Source organism: Sphaerisporangium perillae (genome assembly GCF_023276435.1).
GTDB classification, from domain to species: Bacteria; Actinomycetota; Actinomycetes; order Streptosporangiales; family Streptosporangiaceae; genus Sphaerisporangium; species Sphaerisporangium perillae.
Window position 1 is genome coordinate 108,348 of the sequence record NZ_JALLPO010000027.1, and the last position, 14,754, is coordinate 123,101.

Sequence of the window (14,754 nt, forward strand, 5' to 3'; positions counted from 1 at the left end):
CGGGGGTGGCGTGAGGGTGGCCAGGGAAACACGGTCTGCCGTGGCGGCGGAAAGACCGCTGCGAACGTGGCTGCTCGACGGCTTGCAGAGCGACGCTCAGCAGGTCGATCGAGGTCCGCACAGGAAGCATTCGTGGTGGCAGGTGATGTGCCTGACGGGTGTGGACTATTTCTCCACGCTCGGCTATCAGCCCGGGATCGCCGCGCTGGCGGCGGGGGCGTTGTCCCCGGTCGCCACGTTGCTGCTCGTCGTGCTCACCCTGTGCGGTGCGTTGCCCATCTACCGCCGAGTGGCTGTGGAGAGCCCGCACGGGCAGGGCTCCATCGCGATGCTGGAGAAGCTGGCTCCCCAGTGGTGGGGCAAGCTGTTCGTACTCGCGTTGCTCGGTTTCGCGGCGACGGACTTCATCATCACGATGACGCTGTCGGCCGCGGACGCGACGGCGCACATTCTGGAGAATCCCTTTGTCCCCGGCTTTCTGAGCGGACAGCGGGTGCTGGTCACGCTGGTGCTGCTCGGCCTGCTCGGCCTGGTGTTCCTGCGCGGGTTCGGTGAGGCGATCGGCATCGCTGTGCTGCTCGTCGGGGTGTACCTCGTGCTCAACGCGGTCGTGGTGGGGGCGGCACTGCTACACGTGCTGGAAGCGTCGAACGTGGTGGTGGACTGGAAGCGGACGCTGACCTTCCGCTACGACAGTCCACTGGCGATGATCGGTCTCTCGCTGCTGGTCATGCCCAAGCTCGCGTTGGGCATGTCCGGATTCGAGACAGGCGTCGCGGTGATGCCGCTGGTGAAGGGCGACCTGGCCGGGCGGATCAAGGGCACCAAGCGGCTGCTGACCGTCGCGGCCCTGATCATGAGCGTCTTCCTGATCTTCAGTAGCTTCGTCACGACCGTGCTGATTCCGGAGAAGGAGTTCGAGGCGGGCGGTAAGGCGAGCGGCCGTGCCCTGGCCTACCTCGCCCATGGCTTCCTCGGCGACTGGTTCGGCACGCTGTACGACATCAGCACGATCGCCATCCTCTGGTTCGCCGGGGCCTCGGCGATGGCCGGGTTGCTCAACCTGGTGCCGCGCTATCTACCTCGGTACGGCATGGCGCCGGACTGGACTCGCGCCGTCCGGCCCCTGGTGCTGGTGTTCACCGCGATCGCGTTCGCCATCACGATGATCTTCCATGCCGACGTCGAGGCGCAGGGCGGCGCGTACGCCACCGGAGTGCTGGTGTTGTTCATGTCCGCCAACGTCGCCGTGACCCTGGCCGCTCGCAGGCAGGGGCAGCGCAGGCTGATGTACGGATTCACCGCGATCGGCCTGGTCCTGGCCTACACGCTGGTCGCCAACATCATCGAACGCCCCGACGGTGTGAAGATCGCGTCGTTCTTCATCCTGGCGATCATCGCCACGTCGCTGATCTCCCGGGCCACGCGCTCCACCGAGCTGCGGGTCACCGAGGTCCACCTGGATCCGCAGGCGGAGAGAATCGTCCGGGACGCCTGCGGGGAGATCCATCTGATCGCCAACGAGCCGCACGAGCGCGACCAGAACGAGTACAACGACAAGCGCCGCGAAACGTGGCTCAACCACCGGCTGGGCAGCAAGGATCCGATCATCTTCGTCGAGGTCACCGTGCCCGACGCCTCGGAGTTCGAGACCGAGCTGCGCGTCCAGGGCGAGGACCGGTACGGACACCACATCCTGCGCATCGAGAGCTCGACCGTGCCCAACGCCCTGGCCGCGCTACTGCTCTACCTGCGCGACCGCACCGGCCGGGTACCGCACATCTACTTCCACTGGGCCGAGGGCAACCCGATGGTGGCGATGCTGCGCTACCTGGTCTTCGGCGGAGGTGACGTGCCGCCGCTCACCCGCGAGGTGCTGCGCCAGGCCGAACCCCACCTGGAACGCCGGCCGCACGTCCACGTCGGCTAAGTGTGCCGGACCTGACGGCGTTACCCGGTGCCGGCGGTGTCCAGCGCGGCACCGGCCTGATCGGCGAGGGTCACCGCGACGAGACGTGCCTGCAGGGACGGGAAGGTCCCGGGCATGGGATCCATCATGTACCGGCCATAGAAGCGGCCCTGGCCGAACGTGCGCAGCTCGACCTCCTCCTCCGGCAGCCCCAACCGGTCGACATCCCAGCGCCTGTGGCCCCAGACCACCGAACCGTCCTGCTCGAGACGGGGCGGATGGCCGATCAGCGTTCCGTATTCGAAGCGGCATCCGCGCAAGCCCAGCAGGTCGGTGAGCTGGGCCGTGACATGAGCGACCACAACATCGGGCGTTTTCGCGGACTGGGCCAGCTCGGCCGTCGCGTGGACCCGGGCCAAGTAGTCGGCGTCGGTAATGGCGATCACGCGCATACGCCGAGCGCGTGCGGCCAGCTGCGAGACCACCAAGCCCACGATGAGCAGCAGGACGGCGGTCTGGATGTCCGCGGCCTTGGCGATGGTAAGCCGGTGGTGGGGCTGGGTGAAGAAGAAGTCGAACCACACGGCGGCCGACACCGCCGCGAGCGCGCCGGCGAGGCGGTGCCCGTTGGCGGCCACCGCGACCACGATCGCGGCCAGGACGAGGGCCACGTTCGTGTTCACGATGCTCGCGCGAAACGGCACGAGCACCGCACATACGGCCAGTGGGACCACCAGCGCCGCCACGATCGCGATGCGGTCCCTGTCCAGGTAGCGAGGCATTGCCACACCCCCGTCCCTCACGTCCCCTCTACGGAGGCCGACGCACCATCCCTACCCAGGCCGGGGGCGCCCCAGCCGTTCCGGCATCCGAGCGGCCACTACCCAGGGTGATCATGGCCGCACCGTACGGCACGCTCGCCGGCGGCCGTCCGGATCAGCCGGACGGCCGGCCGGCGACCGGGCCTATTCGTACCGTCTGGGCCATTGGGGCGCCGACGCGGAAGCGCATACGGCAGACCACGGTGTCGGTACGGCGGCGCAGCGCCCGGGCGAGGACGACGCCGCGCTGATTCTGCAGCGGCCGCTGCCAGAGGTGTTCGGGCTCGACCTCGGCGATGAGCACGAACACGTGCGCTTCGGGCACGCTGTTGAGGTACTCGATCAGGGGGGCGGCGAGACGGCGGTGGGCGTCGAAGATCTGCACGAGTTCCACGTCGGGGTGCCAGCGCTCCCAATCCTCGACGAAGCGCCGGGCGTCGTCCTCGTCCTCGGCGTAGGTGACGTTGACGGCCACCACCCGGTCGCCCAGGGACAGCGCGGCGGCCAGGGCGTCGCGGGTCAGCCGGTTGACCGCGTGCACGGGGACCACGACCAGTGAGCGGCGTGGCCGGGGCGGCATGGGGGTCTTGCCGAGTTCCAGCCGCTGGCCGATCCGGGTGTAGGTGCGGTTGACCATCTCCATCATCAGCACGATCAGTGGCAGCGCGACGACGATCAGCCAGCCGCCTTCGGTGAACTTGGAGGCGGCGACCACGATGGCCGCGACGAAGGTCAGCAACGCGCCGAACCCGTTGAGCGCGGCCTTGCCCTGCCAGCGCCGGGGGCGCACCACCGCCCAGTGCCGGACCATTCCGATCTGCGAGAGCGTGAAGCCGACGAACACGCCGATGGCGAACAGCGGCACCAGCGTGTTCATGTCGCCATCGGAGAGGATCAGCAGCCCCGCGGAGGTGATCGCCAGGAAGGCGATGCCGTACCGGTGGACGTGACGGTCGGCCCGCAGCGCGAACAGATGAGGAAGGTTGTTGTCCGTGGCCAGCAGGTGGGCCAGCACGGGCAGGCCGCCGAAGGAGGTGTTGGCCGCCAGCGCCAGCAGGATCACCGTGGAGAACTGCACCAGATAGAACAGCGGCCCATCGCCGAGCGAGGCCTGAGTGACCTGGGCCAGCACGGTGACGCCATCGACGGGGGCGATGGAGAACTTCTGGATCAGCGCGGCGATGCCGATCAGCATGACCGCCAGCAGGGCGCCGAGGGCGACCTCCGTCCGCTGGGCCCGTTTGACGCGCGGCTTCTTGAACGAGGGCACGGCGTTGGCGATGGCCTCCACCCCGGTCAGGGAGGCGCAGCCGTTGGCGAACGCCTTGAGCAGCAGCAAGATGCCCACGCTATGCAGGTTGTGCGCCTGCGCGGCGTGCTCGGCGACCGTCGCGGGCTCGCTGCGGACAAGGCCGGCCAGGATCACCAGGAGGATGGCGCCGACGTAGATGACCGTGGGGGCGATGAAGGCCCGGGCGCTGTGCGCGATGCCGCGCAGGTTGATCGAGGTGACCAGGGCGAGAACGCCCAGACAGAGCCAGACTGTGTAGGGCAGAAGCCGGGGGAACGCCGAGGTGAGCGCGGCGACTCCGGCGGCCACCGACACCGCGACGTTGAGCACGTAGTCGATGATCAGGCTCGCCCCGGCCACGAGCCCGGATCGGCGGCTGAGGTAGGTCTTGGCGACGCCGTACGCGCCGCCGCCCTGGGGAAAGGCGGCGACGACCTGGCGGTAGGAGAGGGTGAGCACGCCGAGCAGCACGGCGATGGTCACTGTGATCGGGAGGGTGAACCCCAGACCTGCGCCGCCGGCGAGCGCGAGGACCAGGACCATGGCCTCTGGGCCGTACGCCACCGAGGCCATCGCGTCGAGCGACAGCGCGGCCAGGCCGCCGATCACGCTCAACCGATGCTTGTCACCGGGTGCCTCCTTCGCCATGGAGGCGACAGCAGGGGCCGGGGCTGCGGACATGAGTCCTCCTGTAGGGGAAACATCCCTATCTTCAGCCCGGTAAGCCCCTTGTCCGGTATATCCCTACGCGCCCTTGACGCGCATATCCGAAATTCCTACGGCGCCTTGACGAGGATGCCGATCGATCGGCGCGCTCGATCAGCAACCCGGTAATCGCGCGCTGTGCACCGGCGGGCGGCGCTGCGGCCCGAGTGGGACGACGACACCGTCACTGCCCGGCTGTCCGAGACATTAGGCGTTCAGGAGGACGGCGTGGGCCGCCATGAGGCGTTCTGCCTCGTCGCGGTCTGAGTCGCCGCCCGAGACTTCATCGGCCCATTCGAGCAGGCGGTGCAGGTGGGAGTCGGTCGTAGCCGTGGCGATGCGGGCGCCGCCGACGACGACCTCTCCGCCGGTCCCGTCGATGGTGATGAGCGTGCCTTCTGGGAAGGTGCGTCCGCCGGCTCGCACGGAGGCGGCGGCGACGTCGACCGTGAGGTCTGTGGCTCCCACGACGGCGGGTTTGCCCATTGCTCGCGCGACGACAGCGGCGTGGCTGGTCGGCCCGCCGCGGGCGGTGACGACTCCCGCGGCGGCGGCCAGGCCGTGCATGTCGAGCGGGGAGGTCTGCGGACGCACCAGGATCACCGGACCGCCGGCGGCCATCCGGGCTGCCTTGTCGGCGGTGGTCGCCACCCTGCCGACCGCGACACCCGGACAGGCGCCCAGCCCTCGGGTGAGGAGGTCGATCGGGTCGGCCGTCTCTATCCGGGGCGTACGAGCGCTTTGGAGATGCCGCGGAGAGACCCGGAGCAGGGCCTCGCGGCGGCCGATGACGCCCTCGCCGGCCAGGTCGACCGCGACGCGGACGGCGGCGCGTCCGACGAGGCCGCCGGTGCGCACCTGCAGGACCCACAGCCGGCCCGCCTCGAAGGTGAACTCCACGTGGCATGCGTCGCGGTAGTGCTCCTCGATTCGCTTCATGGCGTCCAGGAGGCCGGCCCATACTGTCGGCTCTCGTTCGGCGAGTTCGGGCAGTGGCCGAGTCAGCGACCTGCCAGAGACGACGTCTTCGCCTTGGCGGCCGAACAGGACCTCACCGAATGGAACATTCTCCCCGGTGTTGGGGTCGCGGCTGAACGCGACACCGGTGCCACTGTGGCCGTCGCGATTGCCGAACACCATGGCCTGCACGGTGACGGCCGTGCCCAGCTCGTGCGGGATGTCGTGCAGTTCGCGGTAGGTCTTGGCGCGCGGCGTGTCCCATGACGAGAACACGGCCCTGACGGCCAGCTCCAACTGCCGCGTCGCGTCGTCGGGGACCGGTCCGCCGGCTCGTCCGCGGATGAGGCTCTGAACGCCTCGGATCGCATCGGCAAGACGCGTCTCCTCGCTGCCGGCGTCGCGTCCGGCCGGCTCCCCCGCGACGGCTTCCAGGCTTTCCGGGTCCAGGCCGAAGACCGCGGAGGCGAAGCCGGACAGGAACCGCAGGCGTGAGTCGAGCGCGAACCGCGGGTCCCCTGTCTCGGCCGCCAACGCTGCCGTGGTCTCGGCGGTGAGACCGAGGTTGAGGATGGTGCTCATCATTCCGGGCATCGACACGCTGCCGCCTGAGCGAACCGACACCGCCAGTGGCCGCTCGGGTCCGCCAAGGCGCCGTCGCGTGGCGGCTTCGAGGTCGGACACGGCGGCCGCCAGCTCGGCATCGAGGCCATCAGGAAGCCGCCCGTCACGGAGAAAGGCGCGGCATGCCCCGGTGCCGATGACGAACCCAGGGGGCACGGGCAAGCCGAGACGTCGCAATACGACAAGGCCGTGCCCCTTGCCGCCGAGGACGCTCGCGGTTTCCTCGACCTCCGCCGACAGCGGGTGAATCCAGGTCATCGGTATAGCATCTCGACGTGCCGAACTCGCCCCATTCGACCAGCACTGACTTGTTGGTCCTCCACGCCCTTCGCTGCATCGGGTTCGCCGTCCTGGCCCGCGTGTCCGACGCGGCGGGGCTCCCTGAGCCCGAGGTCGAATCCGAGCTGATCGATCTCGCGGTGGCCGGCCTTGTCACGCATCTTCCGGGTGACTTCGGCGGGTGGGGTCTGACCGAGGCCGGCCGCGCCGCGGATGCCGAGCGGATCTCCGCCGAGCTGGACACGGCCGGCACCCGGACCACGGTGGCCGAGGCCTACGACGGCTTTCTCGTGCTCAACCCGGAGCTGCTCGATCTGTGCACGGCATGGCAGATGCGATCGGCCGGCGGTGTCGCGACAATGAACGACCACACCGATGCTGCCTACGACTCCCGTGTCCTGGACCGATTCACCGACTTGGACCGGCGTGCCGATGTCGTCTGCGCAGACCTGTTCGCGGCGATGCTCCGGTTCCAGCGGTATCGGTCCCGGCTCACAAACGCGCTCACCCGCGCCAAGTCCGGTGCGCTGGACTACGTGACCGACAGCATGGCGTCCTACCACGCCGTGTGGTTCCAACTTCACGAAGACCTGCTCGTCACCCTGGGCATCCCACGACACTGAACCGTTCCGACCCCTCCAGAGGGTTTCGTCTCGACGTCGACGCCCCCTCGAGCGACGCGAGTCATCCGCCGGCCTCGCCGGATCGCGTGGTGGTCGAGTCACCCGCGGTCGCTACAGCATGGGCGGCGCCTCGCCCGCAGGCCCGCGCGACGATCTTGCCCGCCTGGATGCGCACCGCGGCCTCGGTGGCGTCGCCGGTGTCCGGAACTCCGATGGCCGACGCGACGGTGGCACGGTCGTCGAGGACGAGGCGAAGGCCCGGCCAGGCGTCCGGGGCGAACACGCCTCGCAGGCACCCGATGAGGTCGCTGATCCTGAGCCGCACAAGACGTCCGATCTCGGCGGGATCGCTCGTCACCACGGCCACGGTGATCCGGTCGCCCGGGCGGGCGGCGCGGACGGCTTCCTCCGACGCCTCCAGCCGGCTGGTGCCCAGGACCGCGATCACGCCGTCAGCGTCGAATCCGACCCGGCGACCGGTGATCTGATCCGGCAACTCCGCGGGCGGCTCCCAGGCGTCCTGGACGGCTTGTGCAGGGGTGACGTAGGGCAGGTGCGGCGGGTCCCACGTGTCGGCGAGGTCGAGGCCGGCCAGGTGCCGGCAGGCGCGTGCCACGTCGAAGGGGTCGCCGAATCCGGGCGCCGTAGCGGCCAGGTGGCCGGCTCCGTTCAACAGCGTGAAGACCAGCTCGGCCAGCCGTACCCGCCGTACCCGCCCCCCGTGGTGCGGTACGCATGACTCCAGCGCGAGAGCGAGCAGCAGCGCCTCCAGTCTGCTGACCTGCGCCAGCGCGGTGCGGCCCGGTTCGTCGTCGAACACCCCGGCCAGCGAGCGCAACTGCAGGCTCCCGCCGGCGGGCGTGTCACCGGTCAATGGCAGCCGTTCGAGCCAGACGCGAGCGAACGCGCCCATCGCCTCGGCCAGGCCGGGTGACGACGGGGCCTCGACCCCGCCCGTGTGCTCGATCGAGTCGACCAGGACCGCCAGGTAGAGCGCGCGCTTGCTCGGGAAGTTCGAGTACACCGCGCCACGGGTCAGCTCCGCCCGCTCCGCGATCCGATCGACCTTGGCGTTGGCGTATCCGCACTCGGCGAACTCCTCCCTCGCCGCGGCCAGCACGGCCGCTCGGGTGCGTTCCTGCTGCTGCGCCCGGGTCAGCCTGGCCATCGCGATCTCCCCGCTACACTCATGGCCATACGATACTCACAACACTCAGATGTTTCTATCATCTGGGGGTCCCGGATGCCCGAGCAGGCGGCCACGGTGCAGGTCCACTTCCGCGACGTTCGGCTCCCGGCCGGGTTAGAGCAGAGAAGGTACTGCGGCGTCGATGAGGTGCGGCCCTGCCTCCGCCAGGGCCCGGCGGAACTGCTCGGCCAGCTCCTCGGCGGTGGTCGCGCGCGACGCCGGGACGCCCATGCCCTCCGCGATCTTCACGAAGTCCATGTCCGGCCGCGAGAGATCCAGCAGTTCCATGGCCTTCGGCCCGGAGCCCTCCGCACCGACGCGCAGCAGTTCCAGCCGGAGGATGGCGTACGCGCGGTTGTTCAGCAGAACCGTTGTCACGTTGAGGTTTTCGCGCGCCATGGTCCACAGGGCCGAGATCGTGTACAGCGCACTCCCGTCCGACTGCAGGGCGACCACCGGGCGGTCGGGGGCGGCGATCGCGGCGCCGGTCGCCACCGGCAGGCCCTGGCCGATCGCGCCGCCCGTCAAGGTCAGCAGGTCGTGGCGGGGCGCGCCCGCAGTCGCCGCCGGCAGGCGCACGCCCGAAGTGTTGGCCTCGTCCGAGACGATCGCACCCTCCGGCAGCAACGCGCCGATCACGTCCACCCAGTTCTGCGCGGTGAGCGGGCCCGTCGGCAGGTCCGGGCGATGTGGCTGCTGCAGCACGGGTTCCGTGCCCGGGGCCACCTCCTCGGCCAGCGCTTCCAACGCGCCGACGACGTCCTGGTCCAGCTCCGCGAGGGTGTGCGCCTGCGCGCCCTCCGGCACCAGATCGCTCGGCTTGCCCGGGTAGGCGAAGAACGACACCGGCGCCTTCGTCCCGGCCAGGATCACGTGCCTGACGCCCTGCAACTGCTCCGTCACCTGCTCGGCGAAATAGCCCAGCCGTTCGATGGCGGGCAGGCCGGCACCGCGCTCGAGCCGTGCCGGGAAGGTCTCCACGAAAGGCTTCGCGCCTGTCGCCGTCGCGATCCGGCTGATCGCGCGCAGCCCGGGCTCGCGGCAGGCGGGCCCACCGACCAGCAGCGCGACCGGCTCACCGGTACGCAGGACCTCGGCGATCGACTTGACCGTCGTATCCGCCACCGCGTGCGGGACGCGCGGCGGGATCGGCGGCACGGCCACGCCGCCATCGCCCCACGAAATGTCGGCGGGGAGGATCAGAGTGGCGACCCGGCCCGGGGGGGCCTGCGACGCCGCCACCGCGGCCGCCGCGTCCGCGCCCACATCGGCGGTGCTGCCCGAGCGGCGGATCCATCCGCGGAGTGAACCGGCGACCGGCTCTATGTCGGACTCCAGCGGCGCGTCGTACTTCTTGTGATAGGTCGCGTGGTCGCCGATCACGTTGACGATCGGGGTGTGCGCCCGCCGGGCATTGTGCAGGTTCGCCAGCCCGTTACCCAGCCCGGGCCCCAGGTGCAGCAACGTCGCCGCGGGCTTGCCCGCGATGCGCGCGTACCCGTCGGCCGCGCCGGTCACCACGCCCTCGAACAGCGCCAGCACCCCGCGCATCTCGGGCACCGTGTCGAGGGCGGCGACGAAATGCATCTCCGACGTGCCGGGATTGGAGAAGCACACGTCGACGCCCGCGTCGACGAGCGTGCGGATCAGGGACTGCGCGCCGTTCATCTCGCTCCTAGTCAGATGTCGCCCGGGTGGAAATCCAGCTTGACGCTCCGCGGCAGAACGCGTCCCCGACACCCGTGACGACCACGATCGCACACCCCGGTGTACCGCCGGTCGGCGCCCGGCCGACCGGCGACATCCCTCTAAGATCCGGGACGCAGATCAGGTTTGCGGCCGGCCGATGTTGACCATCCACGCGATGCCGAACCGGTCCACGCACGCACCGAACTCATCGCCCCACATCTGCTTCTCCAGGGGGACCGAGACGGTGCCGCCGTCGCACAGCTTCTGCCAGTAGCCGCGCAGCTCGTCGGCGTCGTCGCCGCTCAGGCTCACCGAGATGTTGTCCCCCGGGTTGTGCTCCATCCCAGGCGGGGTGTCGGAGGCCATGAGCGTGAATCCGCTGTCGGTCTCGAGCATGCCGTGCATGATCTTGTCGGCGCCCTCGGAGTCCGGCGCGCCGTATTCACCGTAGTTGTTCAGCGTCAAGGTGCCGCCGAAGACGTCCTTGTAGAACTCCATGGCCTGCCGCGCGTTGCCGGCGAAGCTGATGTACGGGTTGAGTCGAGAGGTCACAGGCTGCTCCTTGGTCGTGACAGAAACCTAGCTTTGCAGACTGGCGCGGCGCCGACACTGTAAAACGCGGCCGAGAACGCGTCGGCCCATGCCGCGGAGCGAGAGAACGCCGATGATCTCCTCGACGGCTTCGGCGCCGCTACGGGCTCAGCGCCGGGCGCGGTCTTCTACGGGACCACCTCGATGTTCGCCATCATTCCCTTGTCCTCGTGATTGAGGATGTGGCAGTGAAACGGATACTTACCGAGGAAGTCACGGAACCGCATCCTGATGACGACTTCTCCATGCACCGGTAGTTGAACGGTGTCCTGCCAGCTGCGGGCGTTGTACGTTCTGCCGTTGACGCTCATGACCTGGAAATCGTTGACGTGGATGTGAAAGGTGTGCTCTTCGTCGGCGAGGTTGCGCACCGTCCATTCCTCGGTGGTGTTCAGCCGTGCCCGCACGTCGATCCGGTCGGGGGCGAACAGCTTGTTGTCGATGTAGAACTCGGTGGACGCGCTGTTCTCGGAGAACGTGATGGTGCGCCGCCGATCGACCCTGTCCGCGCGCAGATCATCGAACGGGGCGAACGTCGTGGGCAGTGTCGCCTGTGGCATGGGCCGGCCCGTTGACAGCAGGGTGGCCAGGGTCGTCTCCGGATAGTCGTCACCAGCGGGCCCCGTGGTGTAGGGCAGGGTCCGCAACAGGCTCCGGCCGGCCGGGGGCCCCTGCACCAGCACGTCGAAGCGGCTTCCGGGGGGCATGACAAGCGTGTCGGCGCTCCACACCGTGCTGACGGGATTGGCGTCCTGCGCGATGACGTTGAAGCGCGTTCCCTGCAACTGGACCTTGTAGGCGATGTCGGCCCCGATGTTCGCCAGCCGCCACAGCTGCGTCTCGCCGGGACGGATGGCGATGGCCGGGTCGACCAGCCCGTTGACCGTCCGCGTCGTCGGCGCGTTGCTGTCGATACCGGCGGTGGGGATGGCCCCGTTGCGGGCCTGGAAGTCCTTCAGCGCCAGGAGGCGCTGGGTGACGTGCCGCAGGCCGGCCGGCAGGTACTTCTCGAGCCCGTCGATCACGATGGCCCCCGACAGACCGGCGAACACCTGCGGTTCGCTGATCGGGTGCGCATGGGAGTGGTACCAGTACGTTCCCGGCGCCAGGTCCTTTGGAAGCCGGTAGCTGTATCGGTACGTCTCACCAGGGTGGATGTGGAGGTAGATGTTGTCGGAGTTCCCCTGAGGCGAGACATGCCAGCCATGCGTGTGCAGGTTGGTCTTTTCCGGCAGCTTGTTCACCAGAGCCAGATCCAGCCGATCGCCTGGGCTGAGCCGTATCGTCGGGGGCATGTAATCGCCGTTGTAGGTCAACGCCCGCAGCCTCTGGCCCGCCAGTTCCACGGTGCGCATCTCGACGACCAGCCGCACTTTCAGGACCTTGTTGGCGCTGACCAGCTGGCGAGGCTCGCGGAACGAGGGCTGCGCCGCCCCGGTTCCGGTCGGGCTCTCCTCCGCGGCCGGGCGGCCCGCCGGAACACCGCCACAACCGCTGATCACGACGGCCACGGCCACCAGGCCGGCCAATACCCGCCGCCTGATCCGACGTCCTCCGCGCGCCGGGAACCGGCCCGGCCGTACCGGCCTGCCCACATGCGCATGAGGCACGGAACCGATCGCAGACATGGGGCCCCTCACATACGTCGCGTGGGGGACCGGGAAATCGTACGATCCCGGTAAGCGATCCTCCGACCCGACACTCGGTCCTGTCCGCAGTTGGGGCCAAGCCCGCCACAGCCCGGCGATGAGCTCAGGCCCCTGACGCCGGCGTCGCCGGGGCGGGCAGCTCGATGTCCATCAGCGGTGCGTACTGCTGCCCGGCGTAGCAGTCGCTGTCGCGAAGGTCGCCCTGTACGGCGGGACGCGGCAGGGAGACCTTGACCGCCAGCGCGAGAGGGTGGCCGACGACCATCATCTGCTCTTCGGCGGTGCCGAAGAGCCGCGCGAAGAGGGCGGGACTGAGGAAGCCGGTGTTCACGAGAGCTCGGTAGGTGTGCTCGTCGCGGCACATGAAGTCGAAGGTGAGGGTGAACGGTCCGGCGTTCTTGGAGCGGACCAAGGAGCAGTAGTCGAGCAGGGTGGCCATGGTCCTAGAGCTCCTCGGTGGTGATGCGGAACAGGTCGGCCTCCAGCGACCGCTGAAGGGCCGCCTCCCTGGCCATGTCGACGGCCGAGCCGACATGCGAAGGCTTGACCAAAATGAAGGGTTCGCTTTCTTGAATTATTCGTGTTTGGGTGTTGCTCTGGACAGGTGACGACCGAAACCCCGGGAGCCTCCACCGCTGCTGCGGAGTTGCGGAACGAGGGCCTTCGGGCGACCACCGTCCGGCCGGCCGGCGCGATCACTGATGTCGACCGTGTCAAGGGTGAGGCGCCTTCCCTGGAGCCCGCCGCCGGCGCCGGGTACCAGATCGACGAGGCCGCCGTCATCTTCTGGGGCATGTGCCCCGCCTGCCGGCGAACACCTGGCCCCCTACAACGAGGAACGACGCAATGACCGAGAGACCGACCACCACCACCGATGCCGGAATCCCGGCGCCCAGTGACGAGTTCTCACAGTCCGTCGGCCCCAACGGACCGCTGTTGTTGCAGGACCACTACCTGATCCAGAAAATGGCGCACTTCAACCGGGAGCGCGTGCCGGAGCGGGTCGTGCACGCCAAGGGCGGCGGTGCCTACGGCGTCCTCCAGATCACCGAGGACGTCAGCCAGTTCACCAAGGCCGGGGTCTTCCAGAAGGATGCCGAGACCGATCTGCTCCTCCGGTTCAGCACCGTGGCGGGCGAGCTGGGCAGCGCCGACAGCGCGCGTGACCCGCGTGGTTTCGCGATCAAGTTCTACACCGAAGAGGGCAACTACGATCTCGTCGGCAACAACACGCCGATCTTCTTCATCCGGGACCCGCAGAAGTTCTCCGACTTCATCCACTCGCAGAAGCGCCGGGCCGACAACCATCTGCGCGACAACAACATGCAGTGGGACTTCTGGACGCTGTCGCCGGAGTCGGCGCACCAGGTCACCTTCCTGATGACCGATCGCGGCACCCCCGCCTCCTGGCGGCACATGAACGGCTACGGTTCGCATACGTTCCTGTGGTACAACGCGCGCGGCGAGAAGTTCTGGGTGAAGTACCACTTCAAGACCGACCAGGGCATCAGGAATCTCACCGGCGCGGAGGCCGACGCCATGAAGTCGGCGGACCCGGACCACCACATCCGGGACCTCAGCACGGCCATCGCGAACGGCGACCACCCGACGTGGACCCTGCAAATCCAGGTCATGCCGTTCGCGGACGCCGCCGACTACCGGTTCAACCCCTTCGACCTGACCAAGGTCTGGCCGCACGGCGACTACCCGCCGATCGACATCGGCACGCTCACACTGAACCGCAACCCGGAGAACTACTTCGCCGAGATCGAGCAGGCGGCGTTCGACCCCGCCAACCTCGTGCCCGGCATCGGGGCCTCCCCGGACAAGATGCTGCAGGGGCGGCTGTTCTCCTACCCCGACACCCACCGGTACCGCATCGGCCCCAATTACCTGCAGCTCCCGGTCAACCGGCCCAAGGCGGCCGTCCACTCCTACAACAAGGACGGCCCGATGACCTACCTCAACCCGGGCGACCCCGTGTACGCCCCGAACAGCATGGGCGGCCCGGTGGCCGATCCGGAGCTGTGGAAGGGGGAATCCTACGAGCTGGCCGGTGAGATCATCCGCAGCGCCTACATCCTGCACTCCCAAGACGACGACTACGGTCAGCCGCGGACGCTCTGGGAGAACGTGCTCTCGGACACCGACAAGCAGCACCTGGTCGCCAACATCGTCGACCACGCCTCGGCCCCCGAGGTGACCGCGGACATGAAGGTACGCGTCGTGGAGTACTGGCGGAACATCGCCAAGGACCTCGGTGACCACGTCGCCACCGGCCTGGGAGTCAACGGGTCCTGATCCCCCGTACTCACCAGCGAATCGGAACCTCCGGTCAGAACGTCATGGGCCACGGTCAGCACCTGCGGGTGAACCGGTCGAAGCTAGGACTTGCAATTCTAAGTTACAAGCTAAGTTACCGGTATG

General features: G+C 68.7%; 11 protein-coding genes. 3 read left to right on the forward strand and 8 right to left on the reverse strand.

Annotated features, from left to right (window positions below; translation table 11 throughout):
- Positions 1 to 145: 145 nt before the first annotated feature.
- On the forward strand, positions 146 to 1,930 hold the full coding sequence (locus MYF83_RS25985) for an APC family permease (RefSeq protein WP_248963319.1): 1,785 nt from the start codon (positions 146 to 148) through the stop codon (positions 1,928 to 1,930).
- Between the two features lie 20 nt (positions 1,931 to 1,950).
- On the opposite strand, the gene MYF83_RS25990 is transcribed toward MYF83_RS25985, so the two are convergent.
- The 3 genes from MYF83_RS25990 to MYF83_RS26000 all read right to left on the reverse strand — a co-directional run bounded on the left by MYF83_RS25990 (position 1,951) and on the right by MYF83_RS26000 (position 6,565).
- Entirely contained in the window at positions 1,951 to 2,655 is a 705-nt protein-coding gene (locus tag MYF83_RS25990) for a DUF4118 domain-containing protein (protein WP_248963320.1), read from the reverse strand.
- 190 nt (positions 2,656 to 2,845) lie between these two features.
- Positions 2,846 to 4,702 (reverse strand): APC family permease, encoded by a 1,857-nt coding sequence (locus MYF83_RS25995; protein ID WP_248963321.1) that lies wholly within the window; start codon positions 4,700 to 4,702, stop codon positions 2,846 to 2,848.
- Positions 4,703 to 4,933: 231 nt separating this feature from the next.
- A complete protein-coding gene (locus MYF83_RS26000) occupies positions 4,934 to 6,565 on the reverse strand; it encodes a pyruvate, phosphate dikinase (RefSeq protein ID WP_248963322.1) in 1,632 nt (543 codons plus the stop codon).
- Positions 6,566 to 6,615: 50 nt separating this feature from the next.
- Between MYF83_RS26000 and MYF83_RS26005 the strand changes: the two genes are divergently transcribed.
- Complete coding sequence (locus tag MYF83_RS26005; RefSeq protein ID WP_248963323.1) at positions 6,616 to 7,209, forward strand: transcriptional regulator; 594 nt, start codon at positions 6,616 to 6,618, stop codon at positions 7,207 to 7,209.
- A 61-nt stretch (positions 7,210 to 7,270) separates the two neighbouring features.
- Here the strand turns inward: MYF83_RS26005 and MYF83_RS26010 are convergent, their stop codons facing one another.
- From MYF83_RS26010 to MYF83_RS26030, 5 genes are all read right to left on the reverse strand, one after another.
- Positions 7,271 to 8,377 (reverse strand): TetR/AcrR family transcriptional regulator, encoded by a 1,107-nt coding sequence (locus MYF83_RS26010; RefSeq protein ID WP_248963324.1) that lies wholly within the window; start codon positions 8,375 to 8,377, stop codon positions 7,271 to 7,273.
- 135 nt (positions 8,378 to 8,512) lie between these two features.
- Positions 8,513 to 10,066, reverse strand: coding sequence for an acetolactate synthase large subunit (locus MYF83_RS26015; protein WP_248963325.1), 1,554 nt, complete (start codon positions 10,064 to 10,066; stop codon positions 8,513 to 8,515).
- A gap of 159 nt (positions 10,067 to 10,225) precedes the next feature.
- The gene (locus tag MYF83_RS26020) at positions 10,226 to 10,639 is read right to left on the reverse strand and encodes a VOC family protein (protein WP_248963326.1); all 414 of its coding nucleotides are present in this window, start codon (positions 10,637 to 10,639) and stop codon (positions 10,226 to 10,228) included.
- Between the two features lie 167 nt (positions 10,640 to 10,806).
- Positions 10,807 to 12,207, reverse strand: coding sequence for a multicopper oxidase family protein (locus MYF83_RS26025; protein WP_248963327.1), 1,401 nt, complete (start codon positions 12,205 to 12,207; stop codon positions 10,807 to 10,809).
- Positions 12,208 to 12,430: 223 nt separating this feature from the next.
- Entirely contained in the window at positions 12,431 to 12,766 is a 336-nt protein-coding gene (locus tag MYF83_RS26030) for a DUF4387 domain-containing protein (RefSeq protein WP_248963328.1), read from the reverse strand.
- A 407-nt stretch (positions 12,767 to 13,173) separates the two neighbouring features.
- On the opposite strand from MYF83_RS26030, the gene MYF83_RS26035 reads away from it, so the two are divergent.
- On the forward strand, positions 13,174 to 14,628 hold the full coding sequence (locus MYF83_RS26035) for a catalase (protein WP_248963329.1): 1,455 nt from the start codon (positions 13,174 to 13,176) through the stop codon (positions 14,626 to 14,628).
- Positions 14,629 to 14,754: the final 126 nt, after the last annotated feature.

Excerpts from the sequence above, each read along its gene's own strand:
- MYF83_RS25985 (WP_248963319.1), top strand. The coding sequence starts at position 146 with ATGTGCCTGACGGGTGTGGACTATTTCTCCACGCTCGGCTATCAGCCC.
- MYF83_RS25995 (WP_248963321.1), bottom strand. The coding sequence starts at position 4,702 with ATGTCCGCAGCCCCGGCCCCTGCTGTCGCCTCCATGGCGAAGGAGGCA.
- MYF83_RS26030 (WP_248963328.1), bottom strand. The coding sequence starts at position 12,766 with ATGGCCACCCTGCTCGACTACTGCTCCTTGGTCCGCTCCAAGAACGCC.
- MYF83_RS26000 (WP_248963322.1), bottom strand. The coding sequence starts at position 6,565 with ATGACCTGGATTCACCCGCTGTCGGCGGAGGTCGAGGAAACCGCGAGC.
- MYF83_RS26010 (WP_248963324.1), bottom strand. The coding sequence starts at position 8,377 with ATGGCCAGGCTGACCCGGGCGCAGCAGCAGGAACGCACCCGAGCGGCC.
- MYF83_RS26015 (WP_248963325.1), bottom strand. The coding sequence starts at position 10,066 with ATGAACGGCGCGCAGTCCCTGATCCGCACGCTCGTCGACGCGGGCGTC.
- MYF83_RS26035 (WP_248963329.1), top strand. The coding sequence starts at position 13,174 with ATGACCGAGAGACCGACCACCACCACCGATGCCGGAATCCCGGCGCCC.